At 41.2% G+C, this 21240-nt stretch carries 18 protein-coding genes; 9 read left to right on the top strand and 9 right to left on the bottom strand.

The genetic code is table 11. The features are described 5' to 3' along the window. Nucleotides 1-547: 547 nt before the first annotated feature. From RRG12_RS23915 to RRG12_RS23905, 3 genes are all read left to right on the top strand, one after another. Complete coding sequence (locus RRG12_RS23915) at nucleotides 548-874, top strand: hypothetical protein (RefSeq protein WP_420760898.1); 327 nt, start codon at nucleotides 548-550, stop codon at nucleotides 872-874. Nucleotides 875-962: 88 nt separating this feature from the next. Then, on the top strand, nucleotides 963-3593 hold the full coding sequence (locus RRG12_RS23910; RefSeq protein ID WP_420760897.1) for an MASE1 domain-containing protein: 2631 nt from the start codon (nucleotides 963-965) through the stop codon (nucleotides 3591-3593). A gap of 1004 nt (nucleotides 3594-4597) precedes the next feature. Beyond that, complete coding sequence (locus RRG12_RS23905; protein WP_420760896.1) at nucleotides 4598-7015, top strand: hypothetical protein; 2418 nt, start codon at nucleotides 4598-4600, stop codon at nucleotides 7013-7015. A 257-nt stretch (nucleotides 7016-7272) separates the two neighbouring features. Here RRG12_RS23905 and RRG12_RS23900 read toward each other — a convergent pair whose 3' ends face one another. Together RRG12_RS23900 and RRG12_RS23895 are read right to left on the bottom strand one after the other, a co-directional pair. Beyond that, a complete protein-coding gene (locus tag RRG12_RS23900; RefSeq protein WP_199338422.1) occupies nucleotides 7273-7503 on the bottom strand; it encodes a DUF1816 domain-containing protein in 231 nt (76 codons plus the stop codon). A 326-nt stretch (nucleotides 7504-7829) separates the two neighbouring features. Then, nucleotides 7830-9680, bottom strand: a complete 1851-nt coding sequence (locus RRG12_RS23895) for a protelomerase family protein (protein WP_420760895.1) — start codon at nucleotides 9678-9680, stop codon at nucleotides 7830-7832. 190 nt (nucleotides 9681-9870) lie between these two features. Here RRG12_RS23895 and RRG12_RS23890 point away from each other — a divergent pair, with 190 nt between their 5' ends. Beyond that, nucleotides 9871-10032, top strand: coding sequence for a hypothetical protein (locus tag RRG12_RS23890; protein WP_176726887.1), 162 nt, complete (start codon nucleotides 9871-9873; stop codon nucleotides 10030-10032). A gap of 37 nt (nucleotides 10033-10069) precedes the next feature. Here the strand turns inward: RRG12_RS23890 and RRG12_RS23885 are convergent, their stop codons facing one another. From RRG12_RS23885 to RRG12_RS23855, 7 genes are all read right to left on the bottom strand, one after another. Further along, nucleotides 10070-10576 carry a GIY-YIG nuclease family protein gene (locus tag RRG12_RS23885; RefSeq protein ID WP_420760894.1) on the bottom strand — a complete coding sequence of 169 codons (507 nt, stop codon included), beginning with the start codon at nucleotides 10574-10576 and terminating at the stop codon, nucleotides 10070-10072. Nucleotides 10577-10717: 141 nt separating this feature from the next. After that, on the bottom strand, nucleotides 10718-12484 hold the full coding sequence (locus RRG12_RS23880; protein ID WP_420760893.1) for a hypothetical protein: 1767 nt from the start codon (nucleotides 12482-12484) through the stop codon (nucleotides 10718-10720). Further along, a complete protein-coding gene (locus RRG12_RS23875; RefSeq protein ID WP_420760892.1) occupies nucleotides 12481-13149 on the bottom strand; it encodes a hypothetical protein in 669 nt (222 codons plus the stop codon). The genes RRG12_RS23880 and RRG12_RS23875 overlap by 4 nt, the downstream gene beginning before the upstream one ends. Further along, a complete protein-coding gene (locus RRG12_RS23870; protein WP_176726888.1) occupies nucleotides 13142-13333 on the bottom strand; it encodes a hypothetical protein in 192 nt (63 codons plus the stop codon). The genes RRG12_RS23875 and RRG12_RS23870 overlap by 8 nt, the downstream gene beginning before the upstream one ends. A gap of 107 nt (nucleotides 13334-13440) precedes the next feature. Then, on the bottom strand, nucleotides 13441-13677 hold the full coding sequence (locus RRG12_RS23865) for a hypothetical protein (protein ID WP_256874781.1): 237 nt from the start codon (nucleotides 13675-13677) through the stop codon (nucleotides 13441-13443). Nucleotides 13678-13744: 67 nt separating this feature from the next. Continuing rightward, nucleotides 13745-14389, bottom strand: a complete 645-nt coding sequence (locus tag RRG12_RS23860) for a hypothetical protein (RefSeq protein ID WP_335044102.1) — start codon at nucleotides 14387-14389, stop codon at nucleotides 13745-13747. A gap of 3 nt (nucleotides 14390-14392) precedes the next feature. Next, complete coding sequence (locus RRG12_RS23855) at nucleotides 14393-14761, bottom strand: hypothetical protein (protein WP_193947043.1); 369 nt, start codon at nucleotides 14759-14761, stop codon at nucleotides 14393-14395. 271 nt (nucleotides 14762-15032) lie between these two features. Here RRG12_RS23855 and RRG12_RS23850 point away from each other — a divergent pair, with 271 nt between their 5' ends. From RRG12_RS23850 to RRG12_RS23830, 5 genes are all read left to right on the top strand, one after another. Continuing rightward, a complete protein-coding gene (locus RRG12_RS23850; RefSeq protein ID WP_167756046.1) occupies nucleotides 15033-15200 on the top strand; it encodes a hypothetical protein in 168 nt (55 codons plus the stop codon). Nucleotides 15201-15267: 67 nt separating this feature from the next. Beyond that, nucleotides 15268-15591: a hypothetical protein gene (locus tag RRG12_RS23845; protein WP_334853840.1), complete on the top strand. Its 324-nt coding sequence runs from the start codon at nucleotides 15268-15270 to the stop codon at nucleotides 15589-15591. A 384-nt stretch (nucleotides 15592-15975) separates the two neighbouring features. Continuing rightward, on the top strand, nucleotides 15976-16308 hold the full coding sequence (locus RRG12_RS23840) for a hypothetical protein (RefSeq protein WP_420760891.1): 333 nt from the start codon (nucleotides 15976-15978) through the stop codon (nucleotides 16306-16308). Continuing rightward, nucleotides 16305-20135 carry a plasmid replication protein, CyRepA1 family gene (locus RRG12_RS23835; RefSeq protein WP_420760890.1) on the top strand — a complete coding sequence of 1277 codons (3831 nt, stop codon included), beginning with the start codon at nucleotides 16305-16307 and terminating at the stop codon, nucleotides 20133-20135. Before RRG12_RS23840 ends, RRG12_RS23835 begins: the two co-directional genes overlap by 4 nt. Before the next feature lie 618 nt (nucleotides 20136-20753). Next, the gene (locus tag RRG12_RS23830) at nucleotides 20754-21236 is read left to right on the top strand and encodes a hypothetical protein (RefSeq protein WP_420760889.1); all 483 of its coding nucleotides are present in this window, start codon (nucleotides 20754-20756) and stop codon (nucleotides 21234-21236) included. Nucleotides 21237-21240 lie beyond the last annotated feature (4 nt).

The raw sequence follows: 21240 nt of genomic DNA, 5'->3' as shown, positions 1-21240 counted from the left end.
GATTACAGAGCTTAAAAGCTCTTAAGCGTGTTTAAAATTAGTAGGTAAATATGGGGATAAATCGGGTGACTTTTGGGATTTTTTGGGAATTATTGAGCTAATGAGAATTTGGTGACTGGAAGATGTTGAAGAGGTAAAAAATCAGCGATGAATTTGAATTTGCGTTCTGGAGGATTGGGATATATTGAGTTTAATTGGTGAGAATTGGTGAAAATCGGGAATTTGGGCGATTTTCGGTGTCACGCACAAAACAGCAAAATCAAAGCACAATTGTAATCTTTTACAAGATTTATTTACAAAGGCTGAAGGCATTACGGTATAGGCGTTTTCGCTTTTTAGGAATAATTCTTAACAAGGGGTCAAAAACAGGGTAAATTTTTGTAGATTTAATGTTGAGTCTTGGTTCTCGTTCAAGCCGAATGCTCAACGTTTACTTTGAAAGTGATCAACTACGATAGCCGAGCGATCGCGCATCTTGTGGTCAACCTAATCCAAGATAAAATCAGGAACGAAAAAAAGTTCATTGATGATGAGCCAAGGGTAAGCTATGGAAGTCAAAAGCGAAGTGACAATAAAATTTAGTGGCGAACTACCAACAGCCAAACCAGCAGAAAATAAAAAAGTTGCAATCGAGTTGACTGATCAGAACGGCATAGTCTTCACCGCTCAAGTTAATGCCAAAAGCTGGCGCAAGACTGAAACTAGCGCCTCAGAATTTGCAGACTGGGCCGGGGCCGTTTCGGGCAAGCTTGGTCAACGAACAGAAAACGGTTTTGAAGTGATTGACGCGGGAATTCAGATTTTTGAAAAGAAAGCGAAGGAGGTAAAACCAGATGTAGGATCTGCGGTGGCTGAAGCTGGCGCTTCTTCATAGACAGATTTTCTGTCGCGTTTCGGTTTTCTTTAAAAGCGATCACAATAGTATGGTTAGTGTTTTCAATACACCTTGATGGGAGCAACGCATGATAGACTCCAGGAAAATTGCCACCATGCGTCGATGGGTGATGATTTCACTGTTGGGCTTACTTGCCCTGATCATCGGTCATGGGATGGCATTGATTTACCGCATTCAGCCTGGAGTCTCGCTGTGGTTCCCCCCATCAGGGGTAGCGATCGCCTTAACTTTCTGGTTTGGCCCTTTTGGTATTATTCTCACCGGACTAGCATCTTTTTTGATGTCCCCGGCTTGGGGGTTTCATGGTTGGGAGCGATTAAGTGCTTTGGCGGATATGATAGAACCTCTAGTTGCTTGGTTGCTTTACCGTCGTTTTTGGAGAGGTTCTCGAACACTAAATACCCTCAAAGATGCTGCCGTTTTTATTGTCAGTGTACCTCTGATTGCCAGTGGTACCTTGGCGATCATTGGTAACTTAACTTTTTTCGCAATAGGTAAAATTCCTATTAGCAGCTTAAGTACTAATATTCCCCATTGGTGGTTAGGCAATGCAATGGGAGTCATGGCTATTGCACCTACTGCCTTGTTAGTCATCACCCCTTATCTCCAGTCTCAGGGCTGGTTATTAAGTGCTGAACCATTAAACTCTTCATTAGACCCGTCCATTTTTCCACGTTCTCGTCGCTTTCTACTAGAATTCAGCACTATAATACTGCTTTGTGTAGTAATAGCAACCATCACTGTTGCCGAAACTAATCACAATGGCTTTAGATTTCAGCAATTATCTTTTTTGAGTTTTGTGCCTGTAATTTGGGCAGCAACTCGCTTTGGTGTCACCTGTGGGATGTTAACCTCCAGTTTTTGCGTACTGGTGACGTTGTTTTCCTATCTAGTTGCATACCCCAGCGCTATATCCTTGTCCACGTTTCCCTTAGAGGCGGAAGTACTGCACGTTCACAAGTTTAGTTTATTGGTACAGTGTATTGTTAGTTTATTAGTGGGCATTGCCATTACAGAACGGTCAAAAATTCAAGTAGAGTTAGCAGTAGAAAGAGTCAGACTGGGGGAATATCAGGCCCGTGCTGAATTATCAGAACAACTTATCCAACTCAATAAATCACTGGCGCAAACCAATACTTCTTTAGAAGAATCCCACCAAGAAAAAGATGAATTACTCAAGCGCGAACAAGCCCTCCGCAGTCGTTTGAGTAATATTTTGTCAAGCATGACTGATGCTTTTATTGCCGTGAATCGAAATTGGGAGATTACCTATGCTAATCACCAAGCGGCAAAAATTCATAATTTAGCACCAGCAGACTTGATTGGTAAAAACTACTGGTCACAGTGGACTGGGGCTAGAGGTACAGAGTTTGAGCGAGAATATCAGCGATCGCTCTTAGAAAATATCCCCGTTCATTTTCACGCATTATACGCACCGTGGGATATATGGCTGGAAATTCACGCCTACCCTGCTGAAGATGGACTGGGAATATTTTTTAGAGATATCACTGAACGCAAACACGTAGAACAAGAACGTGAATATCTGCTCATGCGTGAGCAGATTGCTAGAAGTGAAGCAGAAAAAGCCAATCGTTTAAAAGATGAATTCTTAGCAGTTCTTTCTCATGAATTGCGTACTCCCCTGAACCCAATTTTGGGTTGGGCAACGCTGCTGAAAAAGAATAATTTGGAAGAAGCTATAAAAATACGGGGAATAGAAACTATTGAGCGCAATGCTAAATTACAAATTCAACTAATTGATGACTTATTAGATGTCTCCCGCATCCAACAGGGGAAAATGGCTTTAAATATGCAGCCTGTAAATTTAGCTAATACTATTGAAGAAGCCAAGGAAACTGTAAGACTAGCAATTGAAGCTAAGAACATTAGTCTGGAAACTGTACTAGACCATAATATCAGCATGGTTGCAGGTGATGCAGGTCGTTTACAGCAAATTATCTGGAACCTGCTTTCTAATGCCGTTAAATTCACTCCCTCAGCCGGAAAGATAAAAATCATATTAGAACAAGTTAATAGCTATGCCCAAGTTCAAGTTCAAGATAATGGTAAAGGCATTAGCCCAGAATTTCTCCCCTATGTATTTGATTATTTCCGTCAAGCAGATGGCACAACCACAAGACAATTTGGAGGGCTAGGTTTAGGGCTAGCTATTGTTAAGCATCTGACAGAATTACATGGTGGTATTGTGAAAGTAGACAGTGCAGGAGAAGGCATGGGGGCAACATTTACAGTCAGATTACCATTCATGCCTGATAGTCCCCAAATAATACCAAAAATCCGACAATCCAATAATGCTTTAAGTTTGCCAGGGTTGCATATATTAGTGGTAGATGATGATGTAGATACAGGTGAATTTCTCACCTACATATTTGCACAATCTGGAGCAAAAGTGACAGCGGTTACATCAGCAGGCGAGGCTTTAGAAATCTTAGCCAAAACTCAAGTAGATTTACTATTGAGTGATATTGGTATGCCAGGAATAGATGGTTATATGCTGATGCGATTAATTCGAGCTATGCCGTTAGAAAAAGGAGGGAAAATCCCAGCGATCGCACTCACAGCTTATGCTGGAGAAATTAACCAAAAACAAGCATTAGCTGCCGGATTCCAAATCCACTTAGTTAAGCCTGTAGAAACAGAGAGATTATTTCAAGCAATATCAGATGTTATCAATTAATCAATAGTCCGCTTTTTTGAGTTGAAGTAAATTAAGCAATCTTACTTGTGACTAAATAAAGAATTGTCCTTTCCAGACCCACCAGATTCAGATGGAGTTCAGTTTTTGTCTCAATAAAACTGGTTAACTGCAAATTACAGGGGTGAAAAAGCACTGATAGCTTATAAGCAATAATTAACACATCCTATTGCTTGAAAGCCCTCAAATGGAGTTGACAAGCGTGACATCATACTAGATTTCCCTGGTTGCACGAACCTTCTATTTACGCCAAATCGTACCATTTGAACCTCTCTAGTTTTTAGAGTCTGAAATGCTTGTAAGTTATTGCCATCACCCCATAAGAAGTATGCGCTCAAGTGAAAACCTCTGCCATAAGAGAGATGGTTTTATTTAAAGTGTTTTTTTTAATCAAGGTAATCCACAAAGACAAGCAAAGCTTACGATACAATTCATAGATTATAGATTGAGTATGGCAAGAATGATGTTGTATCTTGTTGCTTAATTGATGACTGATTTTGAGTGTGAAGGAAGTAAATTTATTAGAGACTTTGCTATTAGCTTTCCAACAGATTGATATGCAATCAAGTATAGCTGAGAAGAAATCAAAATACTTCGCTGTTTTTTTAGTGTAGAAATACTATATGGAGTAATTTTCTTGATTATTAGGCTGCTTATATTTGTGGGGTGTCTTAAAACTGTATTTTAATCAAAGGAGAATTTCACAGGAGCATAGAAACTCCAACAAACTTCTTCCATAAAGAGCGAAAAAAGAGATAAAAACTGAGAAATAACCGTCAATTATTAGTAAGATTTAGGAATAAAATTTTAGTTATACAAACTCATTTGATTCATTAATTTTGTTCATTTAGCAATAATCAATAGCGCCCAGTTTTTTTACATTCGGTTTTGTTTAAATCCCGATATCACTTTTAGTTTACCCCAGCAACATTGAGTTTGTAGTCCAACCTAAAACTTCTCAAAATGCTAAAACTCACAGAGAAAAAATGAAACTTTTAACGATTGACACCAAAAACAATTGTTACGTTATTGACGCTAATGCAATGAACCACCTGCAACAAGATGTTGCTAGCTCTTTTACTTTAGAGAAAGGGACTTTTGATATAAAAATTACCAGTGGTCGCTATAGTTATGCTCAAAGCGAAACTGAAGGCGAACCTTTGGTTGTACTTTGGATATATGGGGTTGATGGTAGTACATTTATCAACAAAAACACAGGCGCTGAAACAGGTGCAACTTGGACAACTTTAAACGGATATAACAAGACGTTACAGTTGGAAGTCAAAGAGAAAGCTGTTATCTGTGCCTTGTTTTTTGATGTAAATAATAGTGATAATAAAGGAGCGGTTAAGCTTTTAATTAGCAGCAATAAACCACATTTTAATCCTCAAACTCTAACAGTTGCTAGTAAAAATAACTGTTATGTTCTTAATGAAAAAGTTCTATCTAAGCTGAAGCAACCAAATTCTAATTTTATTGAATTGGAACCAGGTAATTACAAGCTCAAAATTCGTGAAAGCAACGCAACTTATTGGTCTTCTGAGCAAAAATTCCAATTAGAACCTTGGGCTTTACTATGGATTAAAGATGGAAAATTTGTTTCTAATCTTACTGGTCTTGAAGTTAAAGAAACTTGGTGTTCGCTCAACGGATTACAAGAGGAATTCATTTTAGAAGTCAAAGAAAAAACTACTATTTTAGGATTTTTCTTTGATACCTACAAAGAAGATAACAAAGGACAAGTCGTTCTAGAAATTAACACAGTGAGTAAGACTGTAGTAGACGAAAGCTATAACAAACAGCCGAACCCGCCAGTAACAGGAGTGCCAGACGGTAATGTTAAAGAAAGCAATGTCACTACTGTAAGCGCTGGTGGTGGAACTAGCACTGGAGGAGGTAGCTTCAGCGGTGAGAATGATTTCAGCTTCAGTTTCGATCAAGATCAGATGGAGCGAATGTGGCAAGAGATGGCAGCCATGCTCGAAAGCTCAGTAAGCGTAACGGCTCAAAAAGACGAAAATAAACAAGCCTACTGGGAAGGTCTTGAAAAATCGATACTCAAAGGCTATCAAAGCCAAGCTAAGACACTTGCCATGCAGGTAGCACGGCTTGAGTTCATGATGAAGACTCTCATACAACAAACTGAGGTAAATTTTAACCAAAGCTTCCAAGGTTGGTCTAGTTACTTTAATAAAAATCTCAATGACTTGTTTATTACCAGAATTCCCAGAATAGTTAATGACCAGGTTCATCTGGCAATTACTGAACAAACCCAAGAAGTTAAAAACTTAGTAATTCAACAGATACAAACAGAACTCAATGAGCGTGTTGAGTCTGTCGTTAATCTGAAAATTACTAATCAAGCTCAAGAAATTAAGACTTCAGTCGTTCAGCAAATGCAAACAGAACTGGAGCAACGCATTGAAAACGTTGTTAATGTCAAAATTGCTAATCAATCTCAAGAGATTAACACTCAAGTCATTAACCAGATGTCAAATGACATTGACCAGCGAATTGATAATGCAGTTAATGTCAAAATTTCTAATCAAGCTCAACAAATCAGCAATCAAGTAATTCAGCAGATACAAAATGACATCGATCAGCGTGTTGATAGTGTCGTGAGCCTGAAAATTTCTGATCAAACCCAGAATGTTAAAAATCTGGTGATTCAGCAAATGCAAACCTACGTTGAGCAACGTATTGATAATGTAGTTAACCTCAAAATTGCTAATCAAGCCCAAGAGATTAACACTCAAGTTGTTCAGCAGATACAAAATGACATCGATCAGCGTATTGATGCAGTAGTTAACCTCAAAATTGCTAATCAAACCCAAAACATTAAGAGCCTGGTAGTCCAACAGATTGAAGCTGATTTCGATCAACGTATCCAGTCTGTTGTTAACCAATCTACAGGTAACAATGTTCAGTTAGTCGTTAATAATGTCGTCAACGAGCTTGATAATCGCATCAATGTCAACTTAGACCATAAAATTGTCAACTTCCGCAATGAAGTATTTACCCTCGTTAATAATGAGATTAACCAAAACTTCACGGAGTCTCTCAAAACGACGATTTTATCAGATATCAAAAAACAGCAGTTCTACATTGATATGCAGTCAATCAAAGCTGAGGTGGAGAAGTTCTACGCCCGTTTAGGACAGTTTGAGAGCCAATTATATTTACGTGTTGAGCAGGGAGATACCCAACTTTATAATTGGACTCTCGAACAACTTATTGCCCTTCAAGGTTGCTTAACCGATCGCCAAGCTCTGGTTGAGATATTTGAGGTCTTTGCCAGTAACCTTAAAGACGAACTGAATGGTGCTGAATGTGTTCATCCTAGTCGGTTTACCCCTTGGGTAAGAAGAACTTCGCAAGCACAACTTGAGCCTAAGCGGTATTGAGTTAGGTCGAGGGGAAGATAATACTTCCCCTCGACCTAACTCAATACCTTCTAGCTTATAAAAATGTAAGCGTATTTCTTTATTGACTGGGTTGAAAACTGTTTCTACGTATTTCAATCGCCAGGACACTCGAAAATTGTCGATCTGTGCAAACTCATAAATCTTATCTGGCTCAAAAATTAATTCACTCATGACAACTCTGATACAGTTTACAGTTCATTTTCGGCTGACGAAAATCCTCAAGGCCCTATTGTTACTTAGCTCACTTGTTCATCAAAAATCGTCAATACATCAGGATGGCAGCGTTTAACGACGACTTTTATCCCCAAGGCTCCCTCGCTTTTAAGGTCATCAACGTATCCGGGGCAGGCAGCTTTCGCTTCAACAAAACTTTGAAAAGGACCAAAATAGTAGATGCAGTCAGGGCATTGGGTGGTAACTTCTGCCCAGTAATCACTCTTCAGTCCTTGGATAAATCCTCGAAGCAAAAATTTGATTCTGTTAAACACAAAGGAAAAGGTGAGAAGAATAGTTGCTATTAAACAGCATGACTATTGCTGTGATAGCTATCCTCTGCCGAAAGGATGAGGATATATAAAGTCAAATCACCACTTACTTCTAGTCGAGTAACAAAGAATAAATTGAGAAATTTCTAGATTCTACGAACGCTAATGTACAGCTGATTATTTCGTGAGCGGGTTTAACCTACTCGGTATCACCGTGGTCGGGTAGCAGGACTATATCGCTATAATCTTATTTCCCGACATCCACTTAAAAGCATCTACAGTAAAGCATTCAGCCGACTAACGCCGTTTTAATTTCTCCCTGACTTAAAGCCTTCACCACTTAGAAATTCTTCATTGATCAGCAAGAGAATTTTATCTGTGTCCTTTCCCTTGTTGGCATAGCTGGCAGGATTACTGGGGTCTTTCTTGTTCTCCATGCCGAACTTAGCATTATGGCTAATCACCTCATCCTTGTGAGCCTCAATCCAATCACGTACCAGCAACCCGTTACAGCCCGATAAATCTCTGAGTGCTTGGTTAGTAATTGCGAGGCGATCTGAGTCCCCAGTTGCCACAGTGTCATTGTAAAGACAGATAGCTTGATAAGACCTGCGGATTTTTTCTACAGCTGCTAAGGTTGCTTTACTTCCCCAGACCTCAACATCGGTTTTGGCTTGCCAGTCAATCTCTTCTTTGATGGGTGCAACCTTGGCAGGTGTGGCAGTAGTAGCAGGTGCTATTGCTCCCCCGTGAGTTACCTTGTTCACCACCTCAATAATTTTTTGTTCTAGCCAAGAATCTAACTCAGTGACATTTAGAGTAACTGTTTGGGGAAGATGTGCTGTGGTTTCCATTACTGCTTTCTCCTGTTGTAGTTGTTGGTTAGTTGTTTCTAATTGGTTATTGACTTGCTCTAACTGGTTATTGGCTTGGCGTAACTGCTTAACTTCCGCCTCTAGTTGAGCAGTTACGCGCTGTGCTTCTTGCAGAAGCTTTGCAACGTCAACGCGATTTTTGTGGTGTTCAATTAAGCGGCTAACTACTGATTGCTGGTTGGGTAATTGCCATTCACCCTGTAATTCCTTGAGATATTCAAAATCAGCAGGAATAGCGCGAATTTGAAATAATTTTTCTTTCTCTGGTGCATCTGGGAAGCCTACAGGCTTGGTGGTGTAGTAGTCTGCATACCCCAAAGTGGTTACAAGACTTTGTAAATCCTGATCAGTGGGAGCATCCTTGACAAAATGTCCGGCTAACCTTGCAGCATGGAGCATTTTAGAACCCGTTGAACGCTGGCAATCTCTCTCTGTAGCCAGCGCTAAATATGCAGCCCGGAGCGCTTTGCAGTTGTCTTGTTCTTCACCGTGTCGAAAATTTAAGATGGGGGCAATGTCTCCCTTGTCCCCAAAGTACCCACGCACAACCCGATTCAGGGAACCGTTGCGACGGCTGTCAATGGCACGATTTTGGGCTGCAATATCAGTTGGAAATTCATTTGCCACCTCTGCCAACAGTGCTTTAGTTGATGGTTCTTTTCTTAGCCAGTTCAACCGCTCGATGACGTAACTAGCAGGGTAAAGGGTAGCGATCGCAAATACTGGCTGATCTCCCCGTTTCTTCCCTTGTCCAGTGAACATTACCTGATAGCTTTGACCCTCAACAGCTGCAAACTTAGCACGAGCGAGAATTTCATGGGGACGGCGGCCAGTGGCAGCAATCAAGCCTACTGCTACCTCATGGAGGTCTTGGGATTCTAGCAGTTTACCCGTTACCTCTAAATATTCGTCTGGGCTGATTTCTTGAGCATTGTCCAAGCGTAAGCTTACCCGTGTGGTTTCGTTGCGTTCTTCCCAGTCTTTCTTATCCAGACCACACAGCAATAAAACATAGTGCTTTAACTCATAACCTGTTACGTTGCCTTGGGCATCATGCTTGGGTACAGAATCAGCGTTTTTCCCTTGATCTAAGGGGAGTGACTTGAATTTTTTATAGAAGCCAGCCCGACTCAGCACAGTGCCTAAGCTTTTAATGCTGTAGCTGGTTTTGGTGTTAATAAACTCGTTAAAAGCTTCGCAGTGTGGCTTGATCTCTTCAAGGCTTTGCAAATCCTTGACCGCTTCAAAAAGTTGCTCCACTTGCTCTTGAACTGCTTTTGACATCTGACTGACTCCCTTTTATTTATAAGCTGTTATTAATTTAACTAACAAGTTATTTAGTGTCAATAACCTGTAAGATATATTTAACAGGTTATTGACACTAAATAACAGGTTAAGCTACGCTAATAACAGGTTGAAAAACCACAGAAAAAGCGGGCTACTAACCCGCAGCTTAAAAATAAAAGGTATTCTCATGTTACTCACAATTGCTAAACCTCAACAATTCCAACCTACTAGCGACTACTTTGACGGAGAATTCGACGCGGCGATTGGATTACCACCCAAAAGCCAGGATGGAGACTACTGGCGGGGATATCTCGCCAAGGTAAACGAGACTGGTAACACACCGTTCTAAAACCCAAAGGGAGGCTAACAACCTCCCTTAATTTTGCTTACTTTGTCAATTTCTCTTGTGGCTGTATCACGGAGTTAACTGGTTGATTTGTAAATCTGCCAGCGATCGCACCCACGGACAATAGCCCGATCATGCTGAAAATGATTAGCTTAATTGGCAAGTCGCTAATGCTAAAGACGTGTAGCGATCGCTTCTCAAATTCCCAGTTAACCATCATAAATTGCACTGGATTAAAATCAAACCACTCTTGACTTTTGATTAACTCAACATTGCATTGGCTAAATTGTTGATGCAATTCACCCTCTACATCTGCCATATCCTCTACATAAATAGTCTTGAGGATTTTCACGTTACAAGGTGGTTGATTCCTATGAAAGTTATCAAGTCGAGCTTCGGGATTACGAGATAACCCAATTTTGCAACGACGGAGGTAACAACCAGGAATTATCCCGTGATAGCCCTCTGCTTCCATTAAATAGATAAATCCCGGCTCATGTTCATTTTTAGGCTGATAGATAATTGTCGTAATATCATCCAATTCCATATATTTATTTCCAAATTATTTTATTAGAAACTGTTATTTTTTTGCAGTTCAAACAGTAATATCTTTTATCCTTTCTTACGGTTAAATTTGCGTGGCCACAGTGGGGACAATAAGGCTTTGTGTCACTTTGGCAGCTACCCCCTATAGTCGGAAATCTAAATTGCGAGTCAATTTAGCTAGGTTAGACTCGCTGTTTTTGCCCTTTCCGTAGGTATTTAGGTAATGTCTAATTTTGGAAATGCCAATGATGATTTCGGTAAAAAGTGACCGATCATCGTTGGTAAAACCTGGGATTTGTTTGGTCATCACTGATTGACCCGACACAATCCAGCCGATGTTATTATGACCAAACTGTTTCAGAATCTTCTTGAGGTTTTCCCCTGCCTTGTATGGCTCACTGCAAGAATTCAGCGTGTTATCTAATTCATCCCATGCCCAAATTTGAAAGAAGTTAGCAGCGAATGTGGGGTTTTGAACTCGAAAATTTCCGTCGTCTAGGCAATCATCAAAGGATTTAATCGCGGCTGTTGTGTCGCCATACTTAAGGAAATGCTCTAAAGGATAATTACTATCTTTGAGTGAAGCAACAGCACCGGGGTAAGATACCGTAACCAGAGTATGAGGTACTTTTTCACCCTTGCCAGTATTGCCGCGAGTGCATCCAGCCTTGACAATTTCGCTAATCATTACCGCAGTGGTTGGGGTTTTACCAACGCCCGGATCTGCTATCAGCCGATAGCGGATAGGGTGACTGACTACATAGTTGATAAATTCGTCAGGAGTGCCAACCATCAGCTTAATTTCATCTGTTTTGATGGCTGGGCCCATACGGTAACTGACCACAATACAATCGGTTATTTCCAGCTTGCGAACGCTTGTTATTTTGAATAGCCCTAACTTTTTAGCCAGGGTTTCAGAATGCTTGCTGATAGCCTCTACAATCGCTTTAGGATGCACAGAGCGCGAATACCCATAACCAATGTCTACAACGCCGTCAGGCTTCACCTGGAACCCTTTAACGCTTAAAGCTAGCCTGAGATCACTAAACAAGGTACGCGCTATTTCGTTGGCGATTTTCCCGTTGATATCAAAGCCAAATTCACCATACACAGGTTCTAATAAATCACCAAGCAATTGTTGCTGTAGCTGACCTACACGCTCGTTCAGTAGCTCGATTTGCTCTATATAGTTTTGGCGCTCACTGGTGATCGCTTCCCCAACCTCATCTAAATTTTCGTTGTAGCTACTTGCCAAACTCTTGATAATTTCAGCTTTACTTTGATGCCCGTGGTGTACTTTCTCACCCCAGTTTTGCAACCTTCTGAATAGCTGCATAGCTTCAGAGGTAATAGAATCGTGTTCATGATAAATCTTTTCTAATTCCTGTGACTTGGCAAGTTGAAAGCGTTTGTTAGCCTCCGCTTCTACTTGAGTTTTAAAGTTCAATTCCCATTGCTCAGTCTCACTTTCCAGATATTCAATACGCTGGGTATCTTTTTGAGTCTGTGTAGATAATTGATTTAACTTGGCTTGCAGTTGAGCAATGAGAGCTGTGCTTTCTAGTTTGTTATGACCTAACGAGTTGATGGTATTTCTCGCTTCTTTGAGTTCATCTTTCAAAGATTCTAGCTGGCTAGTAACAGTGGCTAACCTTGACTTGCTCCTTTCAAAATCCCTGATGATTTTATGCAGAGTTTGACCTGCTTGTTCATTCTTACTTTCGGCATGGGTTAATAGTCTTTGTGATTTAGTATCCGCGACTAGATAAGTAATAAAACTTGCTGGCAACGCCCCTATACCAAGCATAGAGATTAGTTTGGCTGTATCGTTGGTAAACCCTCCAGAAGCAAATGCCAAGCCAGTACAGAAGCCAAATACACCAAGTCCTAACCCGTGTATTGCTTTCATTGCTTCACCTCTATATAATCGCCTAACTGTGCCTTAAAGCTTGATAATTTCCCTTGAGACTCAACAGTTTTTAGCCGTGATTCCTCAGCTTTAATGGAGGCTTGCAACAGCTTTTGATTTAGTTCGTCTTTGCTATGAATGGAAATGCTTGTATCGGCAACCGTCTTCACTTGGTTGACATCTAAAACAACTGATTTTTGGGTAGTTACTTCTTTTTGATTAAGGTAATCTAAATAATTCCCTTTGACTTTCTCAATCTCGGTAGCGGCTTGGATGCCAGCACCAAAAGCCTTTGAGTGTTTACCAATTACAGTGAATTTCTCGCGTGTCAGGTCAAGCGCTGCTCCGGTAAGTTTCAATGCCCGTGTAGAACCTTCATAGATTTTCATACCTTTATCTAGCTGGCTTTGGCTTGCCTGCGGAAGAGTTTCAGGAGGATTTAGCGGATCTGAAATATGATACTGATTGGGCTGGAATGGTGGCATCATTCCCGGTACTAAGTCAGGGGTGACAGTTAGTAAGCCAGGAATGCGACTATCTATCGGAATAGTGGCAGGTGATGTGGCAGATGTGGAATTAGTGCTAGATGTCGAGTTCTGTTTACGTCCTGCCAACTTTTCTGCTACAGCAATAGCAGCTGCTTTTGTAGTGTTAATTTTAGCCATTGTTCAAAAATTTTCTGGTGTTGACTAGGGATTGATATTTAATTTCCAATTGCCTAAATGCTTTGTCGATTTCGCTAAATTCAAGCGCTAATTCCTCATCTAAATCGTATTTTTTGAGGACAAGATTTAGCTCTGTTTCATCCGTCTTTGCATCCTGAATTTGGCTGTTTAAGTCATCTTGCATGGTAGTATTGACGGGTATCTGATGCTTAAAAGCTCTCAAAACTATTGAGAGTATTAATTCTGGCTTTATCTGCTACCGACTGTGTTCTGTGGAGTTGGCAGCAAGAATTATTCTGTAAAACCTTCAAACTTAGCTACCTCTGAGTCACTAGCAACAGCCCATTCGAGGTAGTTGAAATACTGCTTAACGTCACCAATAGCTACATCACAATCGAAGCGTAAGCCTTTAAATTGTGGATGTTGGCGGATTTGACCAAGTAATTCTTGGGCAAGAGAAACTAATTCTGGTAAGGAATTAGCGCTTATGCTTGCCTCTGGTTCAGTGCCGGAAATTGTAAAAGTCATGGCGTTAGTACTCTTTCTAATAACCAGTTAACAAAGTCGAGGGGAGATAACAGGATGTTGATCGCTCTCACACGATTAGCTTTTTTCCCAGTTCGGTGATGATGCCTTCAATTTCTTGGGTCAGGTCAGTTTCATCTGGGGTAACTTCTGGCTTTTGCTGTGCAAGTCCAGCCAAATCTCTAATCGCTCCCAAATATCCTTGCTTTTGGTGTTGCCAGTGCTGATTGATACCCTCTGTTAGTTCCGCATCTCGCACAGCCAAGTTATTTAGAATCAGTTGGTTCTTAACTTGGGCTATAGCGTCTACTGCTGCAATTTCTTCTGATGCCTGTCTAGTTAGCTGGTCAATCAGCGTCAGTTGGGCGTTAGGGCTTGAGTCGGGGGTAGGGGCTGTTAGATGTTGCTGTTGCCCTTGTAGAGATAGGGCATTTTGTGGCTGTTCTGTAGCTGGCTCAGATGTTTGCTGTGTTAAATTTTGTGAATTTTCAGGTAACTCTGAGGTGCTAGCCACAGTTGGTAATTCTGGCTGAAAGTATGAGGCGATCGCTTCTAAATCTAATTCCGAAACTGCCTTTACAGTGTCGAAATCATCAGGGCGAACATGGCTTAAAGCCAGTCTCAAACTCTGTTCCGTGGTCATATATCTTAAGCAAGCATCATGAATGCTTACTGTGTCTGCTGTTGGTGCTGTGGTTCTCTTCCGTGTTGCCATGATTTACGCTCCCTTTTGAATTTTTTGGATTTGCTGGAATGCTTGCTGATAGCGGTATCTAGAAAAATCATTCGGGTTTTTGGCGATATAGCCTTTGACGCGATCGCTGCGTCGGAGTTGAGCCATTAATCGCCCTACTCTCCCCAAAACCCATGCTTGATATGGCGACAAGGGCGACTCCCGATCGTGAGTGTTGTCGGCTTTTTTCGGGTAAGCATCTCTGAAACTAGGGATTCTCCAGAAAGCTAAATTCTCCCAAGTGACCAAAGTCGAACGGCTAACACCCAAGACCTCAGCTAAATATGTCTTGGTAGATGGGAAATCAAGGAAGGAGTCTAGGTCTGTAGAATGTTTGCTCCGTCTAGGTTTCATGGGTTTACTACAGTAATCAATGTGAATCAGATAGTAACTAGCTAGCAATCAGAATAAGTACACATCACAATGTCGCTCCTAATCGCTAAACCCCTTACTGTGTAAGTTGCTGGGGTACTCGTAGGACGCTAATTAGTGGCTTGTTGTTGATCGATTGCCTTAGATGCTAATATAGCAACAGGTGCGTCACTTAGTCAACTAGGAACTAAAAACCGCTCTTGGTAGGTATTTGGAGCCATAATTGAACAAAAGTGTTTATATAGTTGCTCTTATGCCTTCAAGCAAGCCACGAATAACCTTGAGATTAGATGAGGAGGATATAAAATTTCTAGACCATTGGGCGAATAAAGAGTTTTTAACGGTTCCCCAATTGACCAGGGTGCTAGTAAAACGGGCGATCGCAGAACAAAGGAAAGCAGAACAAGATAAATCAGTATGACAGAAGCACAAATTCAAGATATTTATTCACGCCAAGTTGCGATTGCCAAAATGATTGAGGCAGGACAATGACCGATATACCAAGACAATATAACGGGGGACAACCCAGCAGACTTGACCGAATTGAAGCACTCCTAGAACGGGTAGCCGAACAGCAAAATAATTTAATAGACAGGCAAGCTACCACACAGCAACAGTTGGATGATTACATCAACACCGCCCAAACAGTTTTAGCTCGTAATGCTGTTATGGATGATGTTTTGCTGGAACTACGCGACAGCCATGAGGAACTTAAGCAAAATTTTCTAGAGAATCAGCGCACTACTAACGCAGCATTAAATCAACTTGGCGCAATATTGGTACAGCTAACACGGATTGATCCGCAAAACTAGCGATGCCTACGGCGGCAAGCTACGCAATGGTGCTACTAGTATATGAAGAGATTCCCAGAGTAGGTGATCACCTTACCAATAGTTTGTATTTTGGAGGACTAGACAAAAGATATAAAACTTTAGCTCAATTCATCTAAAGTTCACAGAATGAATAGCAAAAAAAAATGCTAGTTACACAGCCTTCAGCTTTTTGAGTGCGATCGCAAGGATTAACCAACGGTAAGCACAAGCACGCACAAAGAAACGTCTGATAAACGTTTCACCACAAGACAATGCAACAAGCAAGTCTAACGAATTTATATATTCTTCTAGCTTACCGACTAATCCCTACAATCTGCAAATTTAAAAGTTAAGGGGCTGTCCAAACCAACAAAGGACAACCCAATGAATAAACCCCTCACTTCTGACAGACAGGGGTTTGCGAATGAAAAGCCTACTATTCTAACGCAAACTTTCCCCAACAATCAAGAATCTCGAATTTCGGAATTATCAAACCATATAAGCGATCGCCGAACTAGCACCAAATATTTAAAAGTGGGTTGCTGTGACGTTGCTCTAAGACCATGCCCCGACCCGGATGAGTTACTGCAATCACCTAACCTCAACTTAGAGGAGTCCTTTTACTTACAGCGATTAGTCAAGCTTGGCTGGTTTAGTGGTCAGGTGGCCGCCGTACTTCTCCAAATTGAAGCCAAGGTTGGAGGGGTGGCAGTATGAATCACAAAGGATTCGGCAAGATAGCCTCACCCCAAAAATCACTAAATCAAGAACTAAGGCAGGTTTTTAGAAAATTCAACAAGCGAGGTAAGCTCAGAAGTACCCCTTGGGCTTTGCATGAAATCTCAAGACTTGAGTCCAGAGATGGAAAAGTCCATCAATTTGTTGTAGCCTCCAGCCAAAATGACATGGCGCAAGGCGATGCCTGCTCTGGGCGTAGCCATCACCATGATAGCGAAATTCAAGCACTGGGTAATTATCAAGGATTCAAAGAGCCATCCGCACCTTATACTTTGCCAGCCAGAGAAGATTTTGAAGCAAGCCACTGGCAAGAGTGGGGTGAGAGTGGGATTGACAGTGAGATAGCGGCACTTAACTTCAAATCGCTGTCAGGGAATGCCGCTTTTGATTATCTCCTCTACTCCGATAAAATCAGCCGCCGCAACGATGGGCGGCTACGCGATGGGGATATGCGGCGATATGCTCACCTGTCTAATGGTGGTTGGTGGTGTAGCGGAATAAATATTATCACTGGTGAAGATTCCGATTGGGGATGCTTCAAGCCCAACACGCCAAGAATAGATGAGGGTAACAGCAAGGCAATTAAGTATGAGCATCCCCCCAAAGTTGACACAGAAATTTTTGCCTTACGGATTCCCGCCCGGATCTGGGAATTAATTAGCCGCCGCTACGATGTGGCACTACCAGAAAATTACCAAAGTTTACCTTTTGGTGATTTTTGGCGATGGGTGAGAGAGAATACCCAAATTCCCGTTATCATCTGCGAGGGTGCTAAAAAAGCAGCTGCAATCTTATCTTGTGGTTATGTCGCCATTGGTATACCCGGAGTATGGGGAGGCCGTCGCCAACCAAAGGATGAATACGGCGAAAATAACGGCGCACCATACCTGATCCCACAGTTAGCCGCTTATGCTCAATCAGGCAGGCGAATTTATTTCTGTTTTGATGCCGATGTGAAGCGCACCACGGTTAGAAGCGTGAATGGTGCGATCGCTAAAACTGCCAAGCTTTTATCTTTGCGTGGCTGTGAAGTCCGAGTAATGGGGTGGCATCTGGCATTAGGCAAAGGGATTGATGATGTACTAGCCGCTTACGGCCGCGACCAATTTGATACTATTTACTGCGATGCCCTGAAATTGGATGAATGGAATACCAAGCAACTAAGACGGCTCACATACACCCCAGATTTGAGCTTAAATCAGCGTTACTTGGGTGAGTTGGCTATTCCTTCTCTTAAGCAGCTAATAGGCTTGAAATCGCCAAAGAACACGGGAAAAACTCACTTACTCCAGTGGCTAACTGACCCGATAATTCGCGCTGGTGAGAGGAGAGTGTTAGTAATTACCCATCGGGTGCAACTGGCAACCCAGCTTGTAAAAAAACTGGGATTACCTTTCATTACCGAAGTGAAGCAGACTGAGCAAGGCTCACATTTCGGAATGGGGTTAGTAATTGATAGCTTACATCCAAAAAGCCAAGCCAAATTTAACCCTGATGAGTGGAAAGGGTGCTGGTTGATTTTGGATGAAATCATGCAGCTAATCTGGCATTTGTTGAGCAGTTCGACTTGTCAGACCGATCGCGTAGCCATCATCAAAAATTTCAAACGCCTGCTACAAAATGTTGTTAATTATGGTGGGAAAATCTTCATTGCCGATGCTGACTTAAACGATATTGGCATTGACTTTATCAAAGGACTAATTGGGCAAGAGATTGACACTTTTCTCGTGGAAAACACATTTAAGTTTGTAGAGCCTTGGCAGGTAAATTTAGTACAAGGTAATAATCCAGCACAATTAGTAAAAATCCTTACCCAAAAACTAGAGAATGGAGATAAGTGCTTTGTTGCTTTGTCTGGACAACGGGCTAGTTCTAAATGGGGTTCTCGCAATTTGGAGGCGTACTATAAAAAACTGCTACCACACCTGAGAATTTTACGAATTGATTCTAAAAGTACAACTACTCTTGGTCATCCGGCTTTTGGCTGTACAGATGATTTAAATGAAGTAATTAAAAACTATGACCTCGTTCTAACTACCTCGACCATTGAGACTGGGGTATCAATTGAAGAAAAACATTTTGATTATGTTTTTGGGATTTTTCAAGGCGTACAAACTACCGATGGTGTTAGACAGCATTTATCACGTTATCGCCCTCCAGTCCCCCGTTATATCTGGCTTAATCCAGTAGGCATCAATAGGGTAGGCAATGGCTCCAATAGTGTCAAGGCATTACTAGCAGGTGAGTACATCAAGAATAAAGCTAATATTAAAAAGCTTGTTGATTTGGGATTTGAGGAATCGATAGAAGGCAAATTTGAGAGCATTTGCATTAATACTTGGGCGAAGTTAGGGGCAATCATCAATGATGGGATGAATAGCTATGAATTGCAAATTATTAGTGATTTGAAATCTGAGGGACATATCATCTGTGAAGTCAGCGCGGATGAGTTACCTGAACCCGCAGAAGTAGAGACTACTAAGCAAGAAATTTACAACAACTGCAAATCAGAATATGCAGGACACTGTGAGAATGTAACTGCATCTGAAAGCATTACAGATGAACAGTTTTTGAAACTAGATAAACAGAATTGCAAAACTGAGTCCGAACAGTTAAAACACAGAAAAGGTGAGATTGAAAGGCGTTATAACGTGACCGTTACTCCCGAATTAATAGAGAAAGATGATCAAAACTGGTATTCTATAATTCGACTAGATTACTACCTTGGCGTGGGTAGGGAATTTCTACCGGATAGAGAAATAAACGTCATGTCTACCGCTTTAAAAAATGGCGGTGGAGATTATTTTATTCCCGATACTAATAAAAGCTTTATTGGGAAAAAAATTGATGCTTTAGACTGGATTGGGTACAAAGAGCTTCGAGAAACGGACGGATTGAGCAACAATCACCCATTAGCACAAACAGTATTTGAGAAAGCAAAAACTCATCAGTCCGATTTGAGCTTAATTCTTGGCGCTAAGAGTAATATGTTTGCAAAGCTAAATACTCCCATGCAAGTCTGTCAAAAACTAGCATCTCTTACTGGGTATAAATTCCCCCGATTGCGGCGAGAGGGAACACGAGGCAACCAAGTCTGGATTTACGGTGTCGCCGCGCCAGACTTCCAAAAAGATGATGAGGGGAATCTGGTTTTGGTCGATGGTCGCGCTGTTCCCGTTAGCGATCGCCGAGAAGAAGTTTTCACGGCATGGGTAGAGCGCGATATCCTAGCCAGAGAAAAAGCCGCCAAAGCAAAACTAGAGGCACAAGTACAAGCAACAATTCCCAATTCCCAATTGTCAGCACTTGCAGAAACCGAAATTAATACGCTGACCACATTACAAGAACAGTACGCAGAGCAAAAAACACAGACCCTAACAGAAGAAGTTGAGTCAATAGTCATCACTCATGACTCAGAAAGTCAGGTAATCATAGCTGAGTTACCAGTTGAAAATCATCAGCAGTACACAGAAGCAGTAATTGAGAAACTACTAAAAATTTCTAATTGGGGAGAAGTTGCGGCGAACCAAGCCGAGATTGATCAAGTTTGGCCGCTACTTTCAGAAAACCAGCGTTCGCATCTCTGGCAACTTCATCAAAAATATCAGCAGCAATTGTCTTTAGAGGAATTGGCACAGCAGGCCATCGCTACACAAGCTGAAATTAAGGAAACGGGTTTTGGTTCCCACTTCCGAAGCTATGTTTTGAAAGCTGTTAGAGGGGGAATAGCGATCGCTCGTAAATGCTGGGGCGACAAGCAAGAATGCTCAATTCCTTTAAATCAACTATTGCTAGCCACTGGTTAGAGTTTGTGTACCTAGTCAATTTTCAGAACACCAAACAATCATGACAAAAACAAAAATATCATATTTAGCAATCCCTGAAGAGGTAGCGGATTATTGGCAAGTCCTTTTGCAGACTTTCTGATGGATTAGACCAGATAAAAAACAGTTGAAATCCATCACAGATGTAACCAGAGCGGTTGAGGAGTGATTAGTCAGTGCGATCGCCGTCGCTGTGTGGTATCGAAATAATCCGCACTATGCATTATATAGTTGTGATACTGTACCTGTGTTCAATCATACGCAATTAATCCCGAACAAAATTTTTCTAGTTTACTGGGATTAAGCCCTTGGTGACTAACCTACTTTTCATCCCCTCGTGTTTTTGATCAAGTCTAAGGGCATGACAAATGGGGCAAAGGGTTCTCAAATTTGAAGCGTGGTTGTGTGGGCAGGATTACCCGGATCTGGTAGAGTAACTTCTGCTTCTAAATTTTTACACTTCTGGTGGCAACCATTCTCTATGAATGAGTATCGCTTCAGTTTCCCTGTTCAATAATCCACCACTCGCTAATTTCGTGTTCAAACTTGATAAATAACGGGAACAATAATTATGTAGATGTATAAATATATAAAATAACAATGAGTGGAAAAAAGAAACCCTGGCTGCCTATAGTTATCGCAGCACTTTTAAGTTGGTTTGGCGTTAGTAAAATCCTGCAAATTACGAAAGATTATTCAGCACACCAACAAGCGATTACCGATGTACAGGCAATCGTTAATGAAAATAGTAATATTAATAGTATTCCCAATTTGGATGCTTTAAAAGCAAACCAAACCAAGATACAGCAAACCATTGAAAAGCTAAAACTCGTTCCAAATCTACCAGGATATCCATATCAGAATGCCCAAAATCAAATATCACAGTTAAATCAATTACTTGCTAAAATTGACTCAAAAATCCAGGTTGAAGAAGCAGCTTTCAATAATTTACAAGCTGCACTTAAATTAGATGAGGAAGCAGCAATACTAGTCCAAGAGAAAGCTTACTCCAATAATTGGCAAGAAGCGAAAGGTAAATGGCAGCAGGCAATTAGCATTTTAGAGAAAATTCCTAGGGCTTAATCAA

The sequence above is a fragment of the Nostoc sp. CALU 546 genome (assembly GCF_048836525.1).
This window is presented reverse-complemented; position numbering and strand designations above follow the sequence as displayed.